15 protein-coding genes and 1 riboswitch are annotated in these 15,969 nt (G+C 48.1%); of the genes, 7 read left to right on the forward strand and 8 right to left on the reverse strand.

Annotated features, from left to right (window positions below; translation table 11 throughout):
- The first annotated feature begins 88 nt into the window (after window positions 1-88).
- Entirely contained in the window at window positions 89-1,966 is a 1,878-nt protein-coding gene (locus tag MUN34_RS13450) for a PhoX family protein (RefSeq protein ID WP_247858065.1), read from the forward strand.
- A gap of 89 nt (window positions 1,967-2,055) precedes the next feature.
- On the opposite strand, the gene MUN34_RS13455 is transcribed toward MUN34_RS13450, so the two are convergent.
- From MUN34_RS13455 to MUN34_RS13475, 5 genes are all read right to left on the reverse strand, one after another.
- Window positions 2,056-2,514: an SRPBCC family protein gene (locus MUN34_RS13455; protein ID WP_247858066.1), complete on the reverse strand. Its 459-nt coding sequence runs from the start codon at window positions 2,512-2,514 to the stop codon at window positions 2,056-2,058.
- A 102-nt stretch (window positions 2,515-2,616) separates the two neighbouring features.
- A complete protein-coding gene (locus tag MUN34_RS13460) occupies window positions 2,617-3,564 on the reverse strand; it encodes an ATP-grasp domain-containing protein (protein WP_247858067.1) in 948 nt (315 codons plus the stop codon).
- The gene (locus MUN34_RS13465; protein ID WP_026827100.1) at window positions 3,561-4,619 is read right to left on the reverse strand and encodes an LLM class flavin-dependent oxidoreductase; all 1,059 of its coding nucleotides are present in this window, start codon (window positions 4,617-4,619) and stop codon (window positions 3,561-3,563) included. Before MUN34_RS13465 ends, MUN34_RS13460 begins: the two co-directional genes overlap by 4 nt.
- 72 nt (window positions 4,620-4,691) lie before the next feature.
- Window positions 4,692-4,797, reverse strand: a riboswitch (SAM riboswitch).
- A gap of 119 nt (window positions 4,798-4,916) precedes the next feature.
- The gene (locus MUN34_RS13470) at window positions 4,917-5,555 is read right to left on the reverse strand and encodes a DUF975 family protein (RefSeq protein WP_026827099.1); all 639 of its coding nucleotides are present in this window, start codon (window positions 5,553-5,555) and stop codon (window positions 4,917-4,919) included.
- Window positions 5,556-5,621: 66 nt separating this feature from the next.
- The gene (locus MUN34_RS13475) at window positions 5,622-6,887 is read right to left on the reverse strand and encodes a DUF2325 domain-containing protein (RefSeq protein WP_247858068.1); all 1,266 of its coding nucleotides are present in this window, start codon (window positions 6,885-6,887) and stop codon (window positions 5,622-5,624) included.
- 205 nt (window positions 6,888-7,092) lie between these two features.
- Between MUN34_RS13475 and tnpB the strand changes: the two genes are divergently transcribed.
- The gene (gene tnpB, locus MUN34_RS13480; RefSeq protein ID WP_247858112.1) at window positions 7,093-8,265 is read left to right on the forward strand and encodes an IS200/IS605 family element RNA-guided endonuclease TnpB; all 1,173 of its coding nucleotides are present in this window, start codon (window positions 7,093-7,095) and stop codon (window positions 8,263-8,265) included.
- A gap of 28 nt (window positions 8,266-8,293) precedes the next feature.
- On the opposite strand, the gene MUN34_RS13485 is transcribed toward tnpB, so the two are convergent.
- Entirely contained in the window at window positions 8,294-9,103 is an 810-nt protein-coding gene (locus MUN34_RS13485; RefSeq protein WP_247858069.1) for a DUF817 domain-containing protein, read from the reverse strand.
- Between the two features lie 150 nt (window positions 9,104-9,253).
- Between MUN34_RS13485 and MUN34_RS13490 the strand changes: the two genes are divergently transcribed.
- The 5 genes from MUN34_RS13490 (at window position 9,254) to MUN34_RS13510 (ending at window position 13,254) form a co-directional block, all read left to right on the forward strand.
- Window positions 9,254-9,922: a YczE/YyaS/YitT family protein gene (locus MUN34_RS13490; RefSeq protein ID WP_026827096.1), complete on the forward strand. Its 669-nt coding sequence runs from the start codon at window positions 9,254-9,256 to the stop codon at window positions 9,920-9,922.
- A gap of 155 nt (window positions 9,923-10,077) precedes the next feature.
- Window positions 10,078-10,527 (forward strand): MarR family winged helix-turn-helix transcriptional regulator, encoded by a 450-nt coding sequence (locus tag MUN34_RS13495; RefSeq protein WP_247858070.1) that lies wholly within the window; start codon window positions 10,078-10,080, stop codon window positions 10,525-10,527.
- Window positions 10,528-10,542: 15 nt separating this feature from the next.
- On the forward strand, window positions 10,543-11,178 hold the full coding sequence (locus tag MUN34_RS13500; protein WP_247858071.1) for a nitroreductase family protein: 636 nt from the start codon (window positions 10,543-10,545) through the stop codon (window positions 11,176-11,178).
- A 54-nt stretch (window positions 11,179-11,232) separates the two neighbouring features.
- Window positions 11,233-11,868 (forward strand): nitroreductase family protein, encoded by a 636-nt coding sequence (locus MUN34_RS13505; protein WP_026827093.1) that lies wholly within the window; start codon window positions 11,233-11,235, stop codon window positions 11,866-11,868.
- A 75-nt stretch (window positions 11,869-11,943) separates the two neighbouring features.
- Window positions 11,944-13,254 carry an NAD(P)/FAD-dependent oxidoreductase gene (locus tag MUN34_RS13510; protein WP_247858113.1) on the forward strand — a complete coding sequence of 437 codons (1,311 nt, stop codon included), beginning with the start codon at window positions 11,944-11,946 and terminating at the stop codon, window positions 13,252-13,254.
- Between the two features lie 33 nt (window positions 13,255-13,287).
- Here the strand turns inward: MUN34_RS13510 and MUN34_RS13515 are convergent, their stop codons facing one another.
- Window positions 13,288-14,733: a DEAD/DEAH box helicase gene (locus MUN34_RS13515; protein ID WP_247858072.1), complete on the reverse strand. Its 1,446-nt coding sequence runs from the start codon at window positions 14,731-14,733 to the stop codon at window positions 13,288-13,290.
- A gap of 133 nt (window positions 14,734-14,866) precedes the next feature.
- On the reverse strand, window positions 14,867-15,940 hold the full coding sequence (gene rlmN, locus MUN34_RS13520) for a dual-specificity RNA methyltransferase RlmN (protein ID WP_131503575.1): 1,074 nt from the start codon (window positions 15,938-15,940) through the stop codon (window positions 14,867-14,869).
- Window positions 15,941-15,969: the final 29 nt, after the last annotated feature.

Here is a 15,969-nt window from a genome sequence, read left to right on the forward strand (position 1 = left end):
AACTGTCCTGTTATGTTTACATCCTCTTCATAATCAACTGATTAAATGAGAAAGTAGCAAGATAACAAACAACTTGGGGGAATTTATCATGAAACGAACACTTATCGTCGGTCTATCCGCAGCTGTCCTGTCATCGAGTCTGATTCCAACATTCGCTGATGCCCATACATCACGTGCAGCACGCGATATCAAGAAAGTCGAGTTTCTATCGATGGATGCACCAAGCACCGTCAATCAAATGGTCAAAACGTATACGGAAGCCAAGGTCAAAGTCACGTATCAAAACGGCAAAACCGAAATCAAACCGCTCGATTACAACCAATTGTTCTTATCACAAGATAAAATCGTCGAGAATAAAGGCGCGATGATTGCTGCCGGAACACCGATTGACGTCAATGGAGATCCGATCATCGACCGCAGCATCCCGGACAAGCCGGAAGCCTTCGTCTCGGATGCACCGGACTCAAACAGTCTGCTTGAAGTCCACGGGAAAAAGTATATGGTCTCCCACTTCGAGTACGATTCAATCGACAATGCAGGGAATGAGGTCAAAGGACTGCCCGCTTCGATGACATTGACAGAAGTCGTGCAGGATAAAAAGACTGGGAAACTGGCTGTCAAGAAAGCAAGCAAAATCGACTTCAAGAACGTCAACGGTCTCTGGACACCATGTAACGGTTCGACGACACCATGGGGGACGCATCTCGGTTCGGAAGAATATGAGCCGGATGCACGGGCATTTGAATCCGATCCAGCCTCTTCCGCTTATAAAGAAGTCAACGCTTTCGCCGAACGATACTTTGGGACAAAAGAAAAAGCAAATCCTTATTTCTACGGTTTCACACCGGAAATCTCTGTCGACCGCAAAGGAAAATCATCGGTCGTCAAGCACTACAGCACCGGTCGTTTCTCACACGAGATGATGCAAATTCTTCCTGACCAAAAAACGGCCATCTTCGGAGATGACGGCAATAATACGATGATGTTCATGTACGTCGCCGATAAAAAGAAAGACTTCTCACAAGGAACGCTGTATGCTGCCAAGTTCAATCAAACGAAAGCAACAGAAGGCGGCGCCGGGGATCTCGAATGGATCAAACTCGGCCATGCATCCGATAAAGAAGTGAAGCGCTTAATCGACAAAGGAACCAAGTTTAGTGACATCTTTGAGACCGCTGACGTTCCAACGCCCGGCTTTAAAGCAGTCAAGACGGCCGCCAGCAAAAAGGTCGAATATCTGAAGTTAAAACCAGGCAAGGAAAAAGAAGCGGCCTTCCTCGAATCCCGTCGTTACGGCGCGTTACTCGGGGCAACGTCAGAGTTCAACAAGATGGAAGGGATTACCGTCAATGCGGAGGACAAAAAAGCTTATATCGCGCTTTCGTATGTTTCCGGTAGTACGGAAAAACAAGACGGTGCCGTTCAGGACGATATTCAGCTGGAAAAACGCGAATCCGGTGCGACGTTTGAAATCGACCTCGGTCGTGCAAAAGGTATCGACAGCCGTTATGTCCCGACGAATATGCAGGCCCTCGTCATCGGTGAGGATTTAGCGAAGCCGGATGCCTACGGCAACACAGCGAATCCGAATCTTGTTTCAAATCCGGATAACCTGGCCTATTCTGCAACATCAAACACACTCTTCATCGGTGAAGACAGCTCGTTGCATACAAACAACTTCGTCTGGGCATACAACTTAAAGACGAAAAAACTGTCACGAATTCTCTCTGTTCCGGTTGGTGCGGAAGCGACAGGACTCCGGTCACTCGATCGTGTCGGCGGATACAGCTATCTGCTCAGCAACTACCAGCATCCGGGTGAAGGACTCAACGGCAAGCAGATTACAGCCGTTGATCCGAAGAAACTGGAGCAAGCGATGCAAGACGGCATCGGCATTCAAAAAACAGGCGGTGTCGGTTACTTGTCCGGTCTCCCGACAGGTCAGAAATCGTATTCTCACCGTTAAATCGCATAAGAGCTTAGCAAAAAGCAGGCAGTGGATGTTTTAATCCGCTCCCTGCTTTTTTAGTCTTGCGATTCAAGACGGTTTTTCGATTATGTGCGCATCTGACCGGCTTCCTGCTCCACACGTCGGAGCAATTCCTGCACGATTTTTTCTGTTTCCCGTTCGCCGCCAAGTGACAACAGGCTTCGTCCGACGAAATTAGCGCCTTCGTTTTTCCCGGTATAAATCAGCTGACAGCTTGTTTCGTCAAGCCGCTTTAAGGTAAATGTCATCTCGAGCTTAAAGATTTTAGCAAGCGTAAAACCAATCGTATTTTGCTTAAAATCCGGTTGATTCGTATAGGCAAGATCCGTCACGATATACGTCTCTAATCGATTCCCCTGCATATACGTTTGCCGGTACGTCGAGCCGACGACACCCGGTTTCCGTTCAATCACCTCGTGCTGGACGACACCCGGAATCAGACGTTGTAACCGATCATGATCAAAGATATGCCAGGCTTTCTCGATTGGAACATCCAATCTCTTTTCTTCGTGCCACGTTACCATCCGAACCCCTCCCTTTACTGAAAAATACCCTGATGTGTGCAGTTCTAACTTCAAACTACACACATACAGGGTATTCGGCTTGCTTGGATTGGTTAGTGATGGTTATTTCACAGTTTGAAGTTCCAGTGCGGCTCCGAGGAACTTCGCCAGTTCGAGCATCCCGAACTTACCGGCAGCCGCTTCCGCATCTGAATTGTAGTTCGTATTCGTATTGACGTCATACGTATAAATGGTTCCGTTCGCATCCTTGATGAATTCGATCCCGGCGACCGCAATCTGGTTCGCCTGCAGGAATGCTTCATACTTTTGAATGATTGGATCATCAAATCCATCGACGATTTTAAACTTCATCGGTGTTTGCGGGGCCTCTTCACCGACCGGGCAGAACAAATCGTCAATGACACACGCATCTGCCGGGCACAGTTCAAATCCTTCTGACGTGTCGACCTGAACAGCATAAACGAACTTTCCGCCGACGAATTCACAGCGTGTGATATACGGTTCCGGTGCTTGGATATATTCTTGAATCAACGTGATCCCGTCGACCGGTTCATCAAACGTCGGACCGTCGAGATACGTCTCGAGTGCTTCAATCGAGTGGAACAACTGAACGCCGAGTCCTTTTCCGGCACGGTTATGTTTTGTGATGAACGAAGATACGCCAATATTTTTCGCCGCTTCGACAATCTGATCACGTCCGACGGCAGCCGTCGTCTTCGGAACCCGGATCCCGGCTTTTCGAAGAGCCGTATACTGATTGATTTTACTCACTTCAAGACGTAAGGCACGGGTCCCGTTAAAGACGGTCCGACCATGTTCTTCAAGCCAAGCAAGTACACCTTCTGTCAGTTCCGGTGCGTAGCGGTGCCCGCGCGTATGCGAAGATGCACTCATCCGGCTGTAAAAGACGCCTTCCGGTGGAAGTTCATCAAGCGGAACTTGCCCTTCGTCGAGATGCCACTGTTCATATGGCAACTCCAGTTCTTCGAGTCGTTTAATTAAATGGTCCGTCCATTCTTGGTTTTCGTGTAAGATATGAATTTTTGTCATTTGGTTTGACCTACCTTTCGTTTTTCTTCGACAAGCGGCATGACGTCGCGCGCGAAGCGTTCCATCTCTTCCAGTTGTGGTGAAAATTGAAGTAATAATAAGGAGACACCCACCTGCTCAAACGCAAGAATCCGTTCGGCAATCTGTTCCGGTGTTCCAATCAAATCAGGACGGAGTCCGCGGTTCGAGACCGAATAATCGTTCCGTTTCACCTGCTGTTCGAGTTGTGATTTGCTGACGAAGTCGTCGTACCCGGCGTATCCGGCACTGTCTTCCTTGACGTCCGTAATTCGTTGCCATTCTTGAATGGCCTCTTCTTCCGTATCCCGGCAGATGATATAGGCAGCCAGTCCAAAACTTTCAAGCGGCGGTTGCCCAGTTGCTTGTCGACGCGCCTTCATATCCTCAATCTTGACGGACACTTCTTCCACCGTTCCCCCGTGCATGACATAGGCGTCACAATGATTGACGATGGTCTGTTTCCCGGCTTCACTTTCCCCGCCTGCGTACAACTTGATGCCCGGTCGTTGAACCGGTTTCGGATGCAGTTGTGTCTGCTCGAGCGTATAATAGTTCCCGTCGAAGCTGTACGGCGAAGCATCTGCCCATAATCCTTTCATGATCGTGACAAACTCTTCCGTCCGCGCGTAGCGTTCGTCGTGGGCCGTGAAGATGCCATTGTATTGCCGCGCTTCTTCTTCCCACCAGGCAGAGACGACGTTCAGTGTAAAGCGCCCGTTGCTGAGTTGATCGATGTTTGCTGCCATCTTCGCGGTCGTCGCCGGATTATGGAACCCCGGACGGACAGCTGTCATGATTTCGAGACGCTCCGTCGTCGCGGCAATCGCCGCTGCCGTCGTCCAGGCTTCAAGACTTGGTGCCTCGAGTCCTTTGATGTCATTTAAATTCAACTCCGCAATCAGTGTCGTCGAAAAACCGATTCGTTCTGCCGTTTGCGCGACCTGTTTCGCATAGTCGAACGTCGCCGGCATCTGTTCGTCCTCGACATTTCGTAACCACCCGCCAAAAATCGGTAACCAAAATCCATACTCCATCCGTTATGTCCCCCTTATAAAAAAAATCGCTCTTCTCGAAAATCGAAAAGAGCGACGGATTAATCATGTCTGCTCTTATCTGTAAAGGGATTGCCCCCTTTAGGAAGTAGCACCTTCCGCTGCGCGCGGGGTTGCTGAAGTGTCTTCGGGCCATTCCCTCGACTTCTCTTGATAAGAATTATTGGAATTATCGTACACTTTTTAGCAGAGTAAAGCAACCATTAAACCTTGTTTTCCAATCGGAATTAAAAACAGCAATAAAAAAAGGATGAGAGCTGGGCTCTCATCCTCGTTGTCTTAATATGGGGCAACAAACGTCGACTCTTCGACAGGTGCTTCTTCACCGCGGATGCGGTCATAGAATTTTGCAAGCGTGACGCTGAAATATGGGCCAACCCACAAGAAGGCGATTCCGATGGTAATCAAACCGAGCAGGAACCAACCAATGAATGAGAGGACGAGCATGAACGCTTCCATCTTATGTCCGTCCATCATTTGGCGCGAACGTGTAATCGCATCCAAAATTCCGATTGAAGGTTCATCTCGTAAAATATAAAACGTCATTAGATACGAAAATGACTTGATGATACCCGGGATGATAAATAGTAAGAACCATAAACCAAGGAAAATACTTTGGACAATCGAAAGACCGACTGCCTTTAAGAAAATTTTGTATGGCTCAAATAAATCAACGATTTTTGCCTGTTCTTTCCGAGCGACAGACATCGCAAGCCATGTCCAACCAATCGCAAGTGGAAGTAAGAGAATGTTCAGTAAGAAACCGATGAAATCAATCGCTTGAATATCTTCATTCGCATCAGAAGAAAACATCGTTGGAATACTTTGAATGATGAGAAACAGTAAAAACATAAGTGCCATGAAGACCCAGCGACCACTGAGCGCTTCACGGGCGGATAATTTTAATTCTTTAATCATGGAGATCCTCCTCAAAATAAGTTCTATCTCTATTTACGGCTAATTAAGAGAGGAGTTTCATCTTTTTCAGGATTTTCCTGTTTTCAACTGATTTAAGCGTGCTTTTTCAAGTTGGCGCTGGCACGCCGTATATAAAGAACGTCGTCCATCCAGTCGTTCCATCGCAAACGGAATATCGTGTTTTTTCGCCTGCGCGATGACGTGTGCTGAAGCAGCGTGGGACACACGGCTCGTGATGACGACGATCGCATCGGTCTTTTTCGCGAGACCGGCAATCTTTTTCGCTGATTGGGCGTCTCCCGACAGATGAATCAGTTCGATACCCGTTTCCGCGAAAAATGTCCGATAGACCGGTGCTTGCTGTTCATTACCGACGATGACGAGTCGCATGCCGACGAATGACGCAAAATCGAGAGGCTTCTTATCAAGGAAGTCGATTGGCTGCCCTGGTACGGATGTCGTGACGAGTGGTGCCATCGCTTGAGATTTCTTTTCACGAATCCGGCGTGTTTTCTGTTCCTGTTTTACTTTCGACTTTCGTTTCATTTGCTTCAGGTAACGGCCAGATTTTTTGACGGCTGATCCTTGAGTCGATTCAACTGACGAAGGCACTGGTGCTGTTGGATCGTTTGACGTCTCTAACAGCTGTACTGTCGGCTCTTGATATTGGAACGCATACTTCCAGGCAATCGTCAGTGTTTCCGGACGACTTTTCCACATGACGAGATCGACGAGCTGCCCTTCTTTTAAATGGAAGAAGCGCATGTCTTCAACCGGTGTCGCATAGTAAAAGGGTTTACCCGTCTCATCCTTTAATGGTCCTTCGACCGTCGATTCAATGATGCCATGATTTTTAACGATACATCTTTCAAAAACGATTCGTTCGGCCAGTGGCTTCATCTGGTCGGTCGCGACAACGGCCATCACTTCTAGTGTCGTCCGGCGTGCATCTTGCTGTACGACTTGGACACGGATTTCCATTCCATGTTCGAGGTTCCATTGCCGGATTTCTGTTTCCGAGATATGACTGTTCGGCCATTCCCGTAAAGAACCACCTTTTAGTTCACGCACAAACGTATAGGCGTAACGTTGTTCGATGACAGGAGTGATTTTCACCGGCGGAACGACAGGTTGCTCGAATGATACGTCTTCTTTTGGTTCGCTCCACGCGATGTCTGGTTTTACGGAATGTGTATAGTAACGCGATAACTGCACCCATTCATCGATTCCTCGGATTTCCTCGAGCAGTAAGTCCCATTCTTCCACCGTTTCGACTACTTGCATTTTACCGGCGACTAGCGTCTTCGCCCGTTCCACGATTTGTTGCATCATCTTCAACAACCCCTTTGCTTTTTTTCAACTATAGCAAGGGGCTGTCGGTTAGGTTGCTCAAAAAAAGACCGGGTTATTTTTTGTATATGGTTAGGATTTTATCAAAATTAGGCGAGAATACTCCCACTTCTAAACGAAGTGAAAGTGGGAGATGAATCGCCAGACTGTCTTTCGGGTATATTCTCTTTGAAGGAGGTGAAAAATGGTGTTGAAGCACAAGGCTTACAAATTCAGAATCTACCCCACAAAAGCGCAGGAAATCCTGATCGCGAAGACCATCGGGTGTTCGCGCTTCATCTTCAACCACTTCCTGGCGAAGTGGGATGACATGTACAAGACCACTGGAAAAGGACTGTCCTATGGTTCTTGTTCCAAAGAAATTCCTTTGTTGAAGCAGGAGTTCGACTGGTTGAAGGAAGTCGATAGCACATCTGTTCAGATCAGCATCAAACATCTTGCCGATGCGTTTGACCGCTTCTTCAAGAAGCAGAATGAACGCCCTCGATTCAAGTCCAAACGAAATCCCGTCCAGTCGTACAAGACCAACATACAGGGCAAGTCTCAACTTCCTGAAGTCTCGATTGTGTGCAACCAGCTCAAACTTCCGAAGTTGAAATGGGTTCGTTTCGCCCACTCGAAGCAGGTCGAAGGCCGGATCTTGAACGCCACGATTCGACGTAACGCTTCAGGAAAATACTTCGTCTCCCTGCTCGTCGAGCAGGAAATCAACGAACTGCCGAAGACCGGTTCATCTGTCGGCGTCGACGTCGGACTCAAGAACTTCGCCATCCTGTCGGACGGCACGGTCTATAAGAACGACCGTTACTTCCGTACGCTCGAGAAGAAACTGGTGCGCGAACAGCGTAAGCTCTCCCGCCGTCAACGCATCGCCCGGAACAAGAAAGTCACGCTTTCCGAGGCGAGAAACTATCAGAAGCAGAAGCGGAAGGTCGCCCGTATCCACGAGAAGATCGTCAACAAGCGCACTGACTTCCTGCACAAGGTATCGACCGAGATCGTCCAAAACCACGACGTCATCGGCATCGAGACCTTGCAGGTGAAGAACATGCAGAAGAATCGTAAGTTGAGCAAGGCCATCTCGGACGTCAGCTGGTCGGAGTTCTTTCGTATGCTGGAGTACAAAGCAGAATGGTACGGGAAGACCGTCATGAAAGTCGGCAAGACCTTTGCTTCCAGTCAACTGTGCTCCAGTTGCGGCCATCAACACAAAGACGTGAAACATCTTGGCTTGCGTGAATGGACATGCCCGAGTTGCGGCATCCATCACGACCGTGATGTGAACGCAGGACTGAATCTCAAACGAGAAGCCGAACGTATCTTAGCTTCTTCAACCGTCGGGACGACGGGGTTAGCCTGATCAGGTTTCGACCGTCAGGTCGGATAACTCAGGAATCCTCCACCTCTAAGCGAAGGTGGAGGTAGTTCAATTCGATTGACCGATCACCCAACCGGTACTTTTCGACGGAGACAATCAAAATCGTGATGATGACCAGTAAAAACCAGGACGATAATTTCCCGAAGTCGACCAGCTCCCATCCATCCTGCTGATTCGGATACACCCATCCCTTAAAAAAGGTCACGATGTTTTCCGCCAGCCAGATGAACCAGGCAATTAAACCAAACGAAAGAACGAGCGGCATTCGGTAGACAGTCTCATCCAGACGGAAATAGACCCAGGACTTATAAAAGACGAGAGCGACAAGTCCCATCAAAATCCAACGGAAATCAAACAACCAATGATGGGTAAAGAAGTTGGCGTACACGAGCAGACCGGTCGCTAAAGCAAACAGAGGCCGGGGAAACTGTGTGATACGGAGATCAAACCGACGGAATGCCTGACAGATGTAGCTAGCGACACTCGCATACATGAAGCCGGCATAGAGCGGAACACCAAATACTTTGCTGAAGGCGGCTTCCGGATAACTCCAGGACCCAACCTGGACTTTAAATAGCTCAAGTCCGAGTCCAATCGCATGAAAAATTAAAATCAATTTAAACTCTTCCTTTGATTCATAATGCGTGACAAGTAGGACGATTTGCACGAGGAGACACCAGATTAAAAGCAGATCATAGCGGGCAATCGGTTCCGCCGGTAAATAACGGGATGCAGCAAGTGCCAGGAAAATCGCGACCGGGAACACGCAACAGATGGCTTCAAGATATGTAAAACGGATCAAATGGCGGATTTTTCGCATCGACTGACCTCCTTTTCATTAGTATACGAATAAGCAGGACGGATTCCCTCCATCTCAGGATGGAAAATAGCGGATTCGCTTTAGTTTCATCCATCAAACATGGTACAGTTAATGAATCAATTTGATTTTGAAACGAGGTGTCTTCCATTCATGAAGCAGACCATTCACACATCTTGGCTGTTACGTTCTGTCCTGAAATGGGCATTATTTTTATTCGGTCTTTTTTTACTCGCTGTCGGTTCATCGATGATGATCACGGCACAACTTGGCGTCTCGACTTGGGACGTTCTTCACCTTGGTCTTCAAAATAAAACGCCGTTTTCCGTCGGGACGATTATCCTTCTCGTCGGTCTGTTGTTGGTGTTTGTCAAATATTTAATCGACCGGATTACACCGCAGGTCGGCACACTCGTCAACGCGATTTTTGTCGGGGTTTTCATGAACCTCGTTCTCGGTTCAGGCCTCCTGCCCTCATTTTCTTCCCTGTGGCAGAATACGCTTTGGCTGATTGCCGGCATCTTCATCATCGGGATGGGCGCAGGACTGTACGTCGCTGTCGGCTACGGAGCCGGACCAAGGGACGGACTGACCCTGACGCTCGCTGAACGGTTCGGTACGTCCATCCGGATGATGCGGACATTTATGGAAATCACCGCTTGCGGCATCGGTTGGCTGCTCGGAGGACCGGTATTCTTCGGAACGATCTTATCGATTTTCTTGATTGGTCCGTTTCTTCAGTTTTGGCTGGGTCATTTCCGTCGGATGATTGCTGCGATTGATGCCGGAACGATTCCCCGCAAACAACAAAAAATTAGTTAAGTCGTCTGACTCGATACCATTTCACGTGAAATGGTATCTTTTTTGTGCAGATGAAGCATATTAGTTGCAGCATGAAAGTAGACACGTTATATTCGTTTACATATCAATCTTTGATACGTCAAGGATTTTTCGAACGAAGGGAAGGATGTGATGAATTGAGTATTTCCTGTACTGAAAAGGGACGACTGATTTATGCAATCGTCTCCGTCAATAAGACGATTGCTCAAAAATTTGATCTTTGTACGGACGGCTTCAGTCAAACCCGGATGGACTTATTAGCCCAACTCGAGGTCGATACGACAATCAGTCAAAAAGAGTTGCAACAACGGGTCAACGTTGATAATGCAGCTGTGACACGACATTTAAAACATCTTGAAACGAACGGTATGATTGAACGTGTCCGTTCCGCAACAGATAACCGCGTCATTCTCGTTTCACTGACGCCAGAAGGTGCAACCCGGATTACACGGTTACGCGAACAAAAAGACGAATTCCTCGAGCAGTTGCTTGAAGGATTCACGACAGACGAACAACACCAGTTGGCACAGATGATGCAACGAATTGAAACGAATGCCCTCACCTTACCTAAAACAACCGTTAACTAAAAAGGAGACTTTCAAATGACTACACAAACTACAACTGATTTCATGGAAATCGTTAAAGGACGCCGCTCGATCCGTAACTATGACACAAACGTTAAGATTTCAAAAGAAGAAATGACACAGATCCTTGAAGAAGCAACACTTGCCCCGTCTTCTGTCAACATGCAGCCATGGCGTTTCCTCGTCATCGACAGCGCAGAAGGAAAAGCGACGCTTGCTCCACTCGCTAAATTCAACCAAGTCCAAGTCGAGACATCATCTGCTGTCATCGCGGTCTTCGGTGACATGAACGCGATTGATCAACTCGAAAATATTTATGATACAGCAGTCGCACAAGGGCTCATGCCGCAAGAAGTCCGCGATCGTCAAGTACCGGCGATTCAAGGCATGTACGAAAGCGTACCAGCTAGCGCACTCAAAGACAGTATCTTGATTGATTCAGGTCTCGTCTCGATGCAATTGATGCTTGTTGCCCGTGCACACGGTTATGATACAAACCCAATCGGCGGTTATGAAAAAGATCAAATCGCGGAAGCATTCGGCATGGAAAAAGACCGTTACGTACCAGTTATGCTGTTATCAATCGGAAAAGCAGTCGACACAGGATACCCGTCAGTTCGCCTGCCGATCAACGACATCACAGACTGGAAATAAGCAGTACCCGTACTAACCAAAAATAGAGAACCAACAAAAAGGGAGATTATTACTATGACAACTCAAACAACTACAGACTTTATGGAAATCGTTAAAGGACGCCGCTCAATCCGCAACTACGACACAAACGTTAAGATTTCAAAAGAAGAAATGACACAAATCCTTGAAGAAGCAACACTTGCTCCGTCTTCTGTCAACATGCAACCATGGCGTTTCCTCGTCATCGACAGTGCAGAAGGAAAAGCGACGCTTGCTCCACTCGCTAAATTCAACCAAGTCCAAGTCGAGACATCATCTGCTGTCATCGCTGTCTTTGGTGATATGAATGCAGTCGACAGCATCGATACAATCTATGATATGGCTGTTGAAAAAGGCTTGATGCCGCAAGAAGTCCGTGACCGCCAAGTCCCTGCCATCAAAGGCTTCTACAGCCCGGAAGATACAGATACACTTCGTGACAGCATCTTGATCGATTCAGGTCTCGTCTCAATGCAATTGATGCTTGTGGCACGTGCGCACGGTTATGATACAAATCCAATCGGTGGCTACGAAAAAGATCAAATCGCCGAAGCCTTCGGTATGGATAAAGACCGTTACCTTCCTGTCATGCTCCTTTCCATCGGGAAAGCAGTTGACGCTGGTTACCCATCGGTTCGTCTGCCAATCAACGACATCACAGACTGGAAATAATCACAAGCAACCGACCGGATTCCTCAACAGGAATTCGGTTTTTTTGTATACTGACCAAAAGGAGCTGGTCAAATGATGTATGATGTCACGATTATCGGTGCCGGTATCGCCGGAATCTTTTTAGCCCATGAACTGATGGAACAGGGACAGACGGTTCTGTTGATTGATGCCGGAAAACCACTTGCGCAACGGACGAAACAGGAAGCCTACCTTGGCTTTGGCGGACTTGGTAAATCAGAAGGAAAATACAACTATTCTGCCGGATTCGGAGGCGAACTTGCTCAAAAGCTAGGACCGGAGAAGACGCTCCACCTGATGCAACAGGTCGATGCCCTTTTGTGCCGTTACGGTGCGGACGAAGTCGAATCGTACTCCACGTCTAATCCCGTTTTAGCTAATCGGGCAAAAGTTGCCGGTCTTGAGACAATCGAAACGACGGTCCGGCATTTAGGGACCGCACTATCGGAACGGATTTTAAGACGGCTCGAAGCCGCACTTCACGAACACGTCACCTTTCGTTTTGAGACGGCTGTTGCGACAATCGAACAGCAAGCGGACGGATTTCTGCTCACGACTGAACACGAAACATTTTCGAGTCAACGCGTCGTCTTCGCGACCGGACGTTCCGGTACGACCTGGATGCAGCAACAACTGCAAACGCTTAGATTAGTTCAAAATAAAACCCGTCTCGACCTCGGCATCCGGATCGAGATGGAGGAAACGGCATTCCGGAAACTGTTACAGGATACATTCGAAACAAAATTGGCCTATGCGTCAGCAGCCGGAACGGCGGTCACGTACTGCATGAATCCGAAAGGACGAATCATCCGCAAACATCAGGAGGGTCTCGTCATGCCGGACGGTCAGAATTTTCGCGAACAGGAGTCCGGAACGACCAACTTGAACTTCACGCTGTTTTTACCGCGTTATTTTGCGACACTCGAAGAAGCGAATCACTATGCTGCTTCCGTCATCGGACGCATCAACCAAGGGACGGACCGGATTGTCGTGCAACGGCTTGATGATTTGCGTGCCGGTCACTCTACACAGCCACATGCTCTCGTTGAAAATAAAGTCAGACCGACCCTGGAAGCGACACCCGGAAATCTGATCGAGGAAGTGCCCGATACCGACATCACGGTCTTGTTGGAATTTCTAGACCGACTTGAACACCTCCTCGAGACGCCACTCTCTCCGGATACGTTACTGTACGGTATGGATGGAAAATTTTATGCCCCGGTGTTGTCGACGTCTCCTGTCTTTGAAACGGATATCCGAGGATTGTATGCAATCGGTGATTGCTCCGGTGTGACACACTCGCTGTCGCAAGCAGCTGCGAGCGGACTTCATCTCGGACAGCACCTGACACAAAAACAGCCGTCTTAAGAGAGTGATATCTCTTTAGACGGCTGCTGCCATTTATTTTTTGAACGCTTCGTACACTTTCAACTGTTTGCCTTTGACTTTTATTGTCTTCATCGCCCGTAAGACAAGCGGACCTTTTCCGTTCAGGATTTCCACGTACGTGACGGTATCCTGAATCGTGATGATTCCGATATCTTGCGCGGTCATGCCTTCGATTTTCGCAATCGTTCCGACGAAATCAACGGCACGCAGTTTCTTTTTCTTCCCGCCGTTAAAATACAATTTCATGATGTCGGCATTGAGCTGTTCCGTTTTTGAAGCCCGGACGTCAGCTGTCGTTATTTTCTCTTCAAACGCATCCGCTGTCCGAATCAGTTCCTTTTCAGTCGGTGCTTGGCGTCTTTCAATGGCCTCACCGCGGTACTGTTCGACTTCACGCAGACGACGCATATCCGACTCGGTCACTAAGCTGATTGCTTTTCCGAGTGCTCCTGCCCGTCCCGTCCGGCCTGTCCGGTGCACATAACTTTCCTTTTCGACCGGCATGTCGTACTGGATGACGTGTGTGATGTTTTCAATATCGATCCCGCGTGCTGCGACGTCTGTTGCGACGAGGTAACGGAACTCACCTGCCCGGAAGGCTTTCATGACGGCGAGACGCTCATCCTGTTCCATGCCACCGTGAATTTTTTCAACCGGATAATCCATCGATGCCAACCCTTGGGCGACGAAATCGACGTGTTCTTTCGTCCGGCAGAAAATCATGCATCGGTCTGGATTTTCGACGACCGTAACGTCTTTGAGGACCGCAAACTTCGTTTTATCGGTTACCGTAATGTAACTGTGTTCAATTTCTGCGATTTCCGTTGCCTTTGTCAGGATTTCGACTTCCTTCGGTGACTGCATGTACCGGTCACTCAACTGATGGATGTCCTGCGGGAACGTCGCCGAAAACAGCATCGTCGTCCGCTGTTTCGGCAATTGTTTTAAAATCGTATCGACCTGATCGAGGAAGCCCATGTTCAGCATCTCGTCCGCCTCGTCAAGGACCAGATATTTCACTTTTTCAAGCGACAACGTGCCCCGCTCCAAGTGATCGAGCACACGTCCCGGCGTTCCGACAACGATGTGTGTCTTCTGTTTTAGTTCTGCGACTTGTCCGCGGAATGGTTGTTTCCCGAACACAGCTGTCGCTTTAATTCGTTTATAACGACCGATGTTCATGACATCTTCCGTGACTTGCAGGGCCAGCTCACGCGTTGGCGTTAAAATCAACGCCTGTGGTTTGTTTTCTTCCCACTCGACGAGCTCACAGAGCGGAATTCCGAACGATGCCGTTTTCCCGCTGCCGGTCCGTGATTTGACGATGATATCTTTTTCCGATAAAGCGACCGGAATGACTGCTTGTTGGACATCCGTCGGCGTATGGTAGCCGAGCTGTTCAATCGCTTCTAGAATCGGAGTACTGAGTTGAAAATCAGTGAATGGTTTTTTAGACATAAGAATACCTCATTTATTTTTATAGTTTATGTGTTGGTTCGATGAATGAATCAGACGTGACCTCTCATTATGCGCTACTTTCAGCAGGACGTCAAAAGAGCTTCCCGTCAGAGTGACAGGAAGCTCCACTTGCTTATTTTGCTGCGACTGTATCTTTTTTGATTTGTTTACTGCGGAGCTGACCACATGCGGCATCGATATCCGTACCATGTTCAAGACGGACACCACAGTTCAAACCGTTCTTTTTCAACGTGTCGTAGAAGGTTGAAATATCTTCTGACGTACTGCGTTGATATTGACCGTGCTCGTCAACCGGATTATACGGAATCAAGTTGACATACGTCAAATGACGTTTGTCTTCGAACAATTTCGCAAGCTCGATTGCTTGAGCTTTCTGGTCGTTGACACCACGTAAGAGGATGTACTCAATCGTGATTTTCCGGTTCGTCGTCTTGACGTAGTAATCGATGGCAGGCATCAATTTCTCGAGCGGAATCGCACGGTTGATTTTCATGATTTGTGTCCGGAGTTCGTTGTTTGGCGCATGTAATGAAATCGCCAAGTTGACTTGAAGTTTTAAATCTGCGAATTTATAGATTTTGTCTGCGAGTCCACTTGTCGAAACCGTGATGTGACGCGCACCGATCGCAAGACCGTTATGATCTTTGATGACGTTCAAGAAATCGACCATGTTGTCGAAGTTATCAAACGGCTCACCGATACCCATGACGACGACGTGGCTGACACGCTCTTCTTTACCGACCGCATCGAGGTGATGCTGAACGTTCATGATTTGCTCGACGATTTCTCCAGCCGAGAGATCACGGCTCTTCTTGATCAAGCCACTTGCGCAGAAGCTACAGCCGATGTTACAGCCGACTTGTGTCGTGACACAGACAGACAAACCGTACTTATGACGCATCAGGACCGTTTCGATCAAGCTGCCGTCATATAATTTGAAGAGGAACTTGATTGTTCCATCTGCTGATTCTTGCTTGACGGCTTCCGTCATTGAATTAATCGCAAAACTCTGATCTAACAACTCAAGGCAATCCTTGTTGACATTCGTCATTTCTGCGAAAGTAGTGACACGTTTACGATACAACCAATCCCAGACTTGTTTTGCTCGGAACGGTTTGTGACCTTGATGCGATAACCATTCAGTCATCTGCTCAAGTGTTAATCCATAAATGGATGGTTTATTCATTAGTGAGACCTCATTTCTTTTTCCAGAAC

The sequence above is a fragment of the Exiguobacterium sp. 17-1 genome (genome assembly GCF_023096305.1).
GTDB lineage: Bacteria > Bacillota > Bacilli > Exiguobacteriales > Exiguobacteriaceae > Exiguobacterium_A > Exiguobacterium_A sibiricum_A.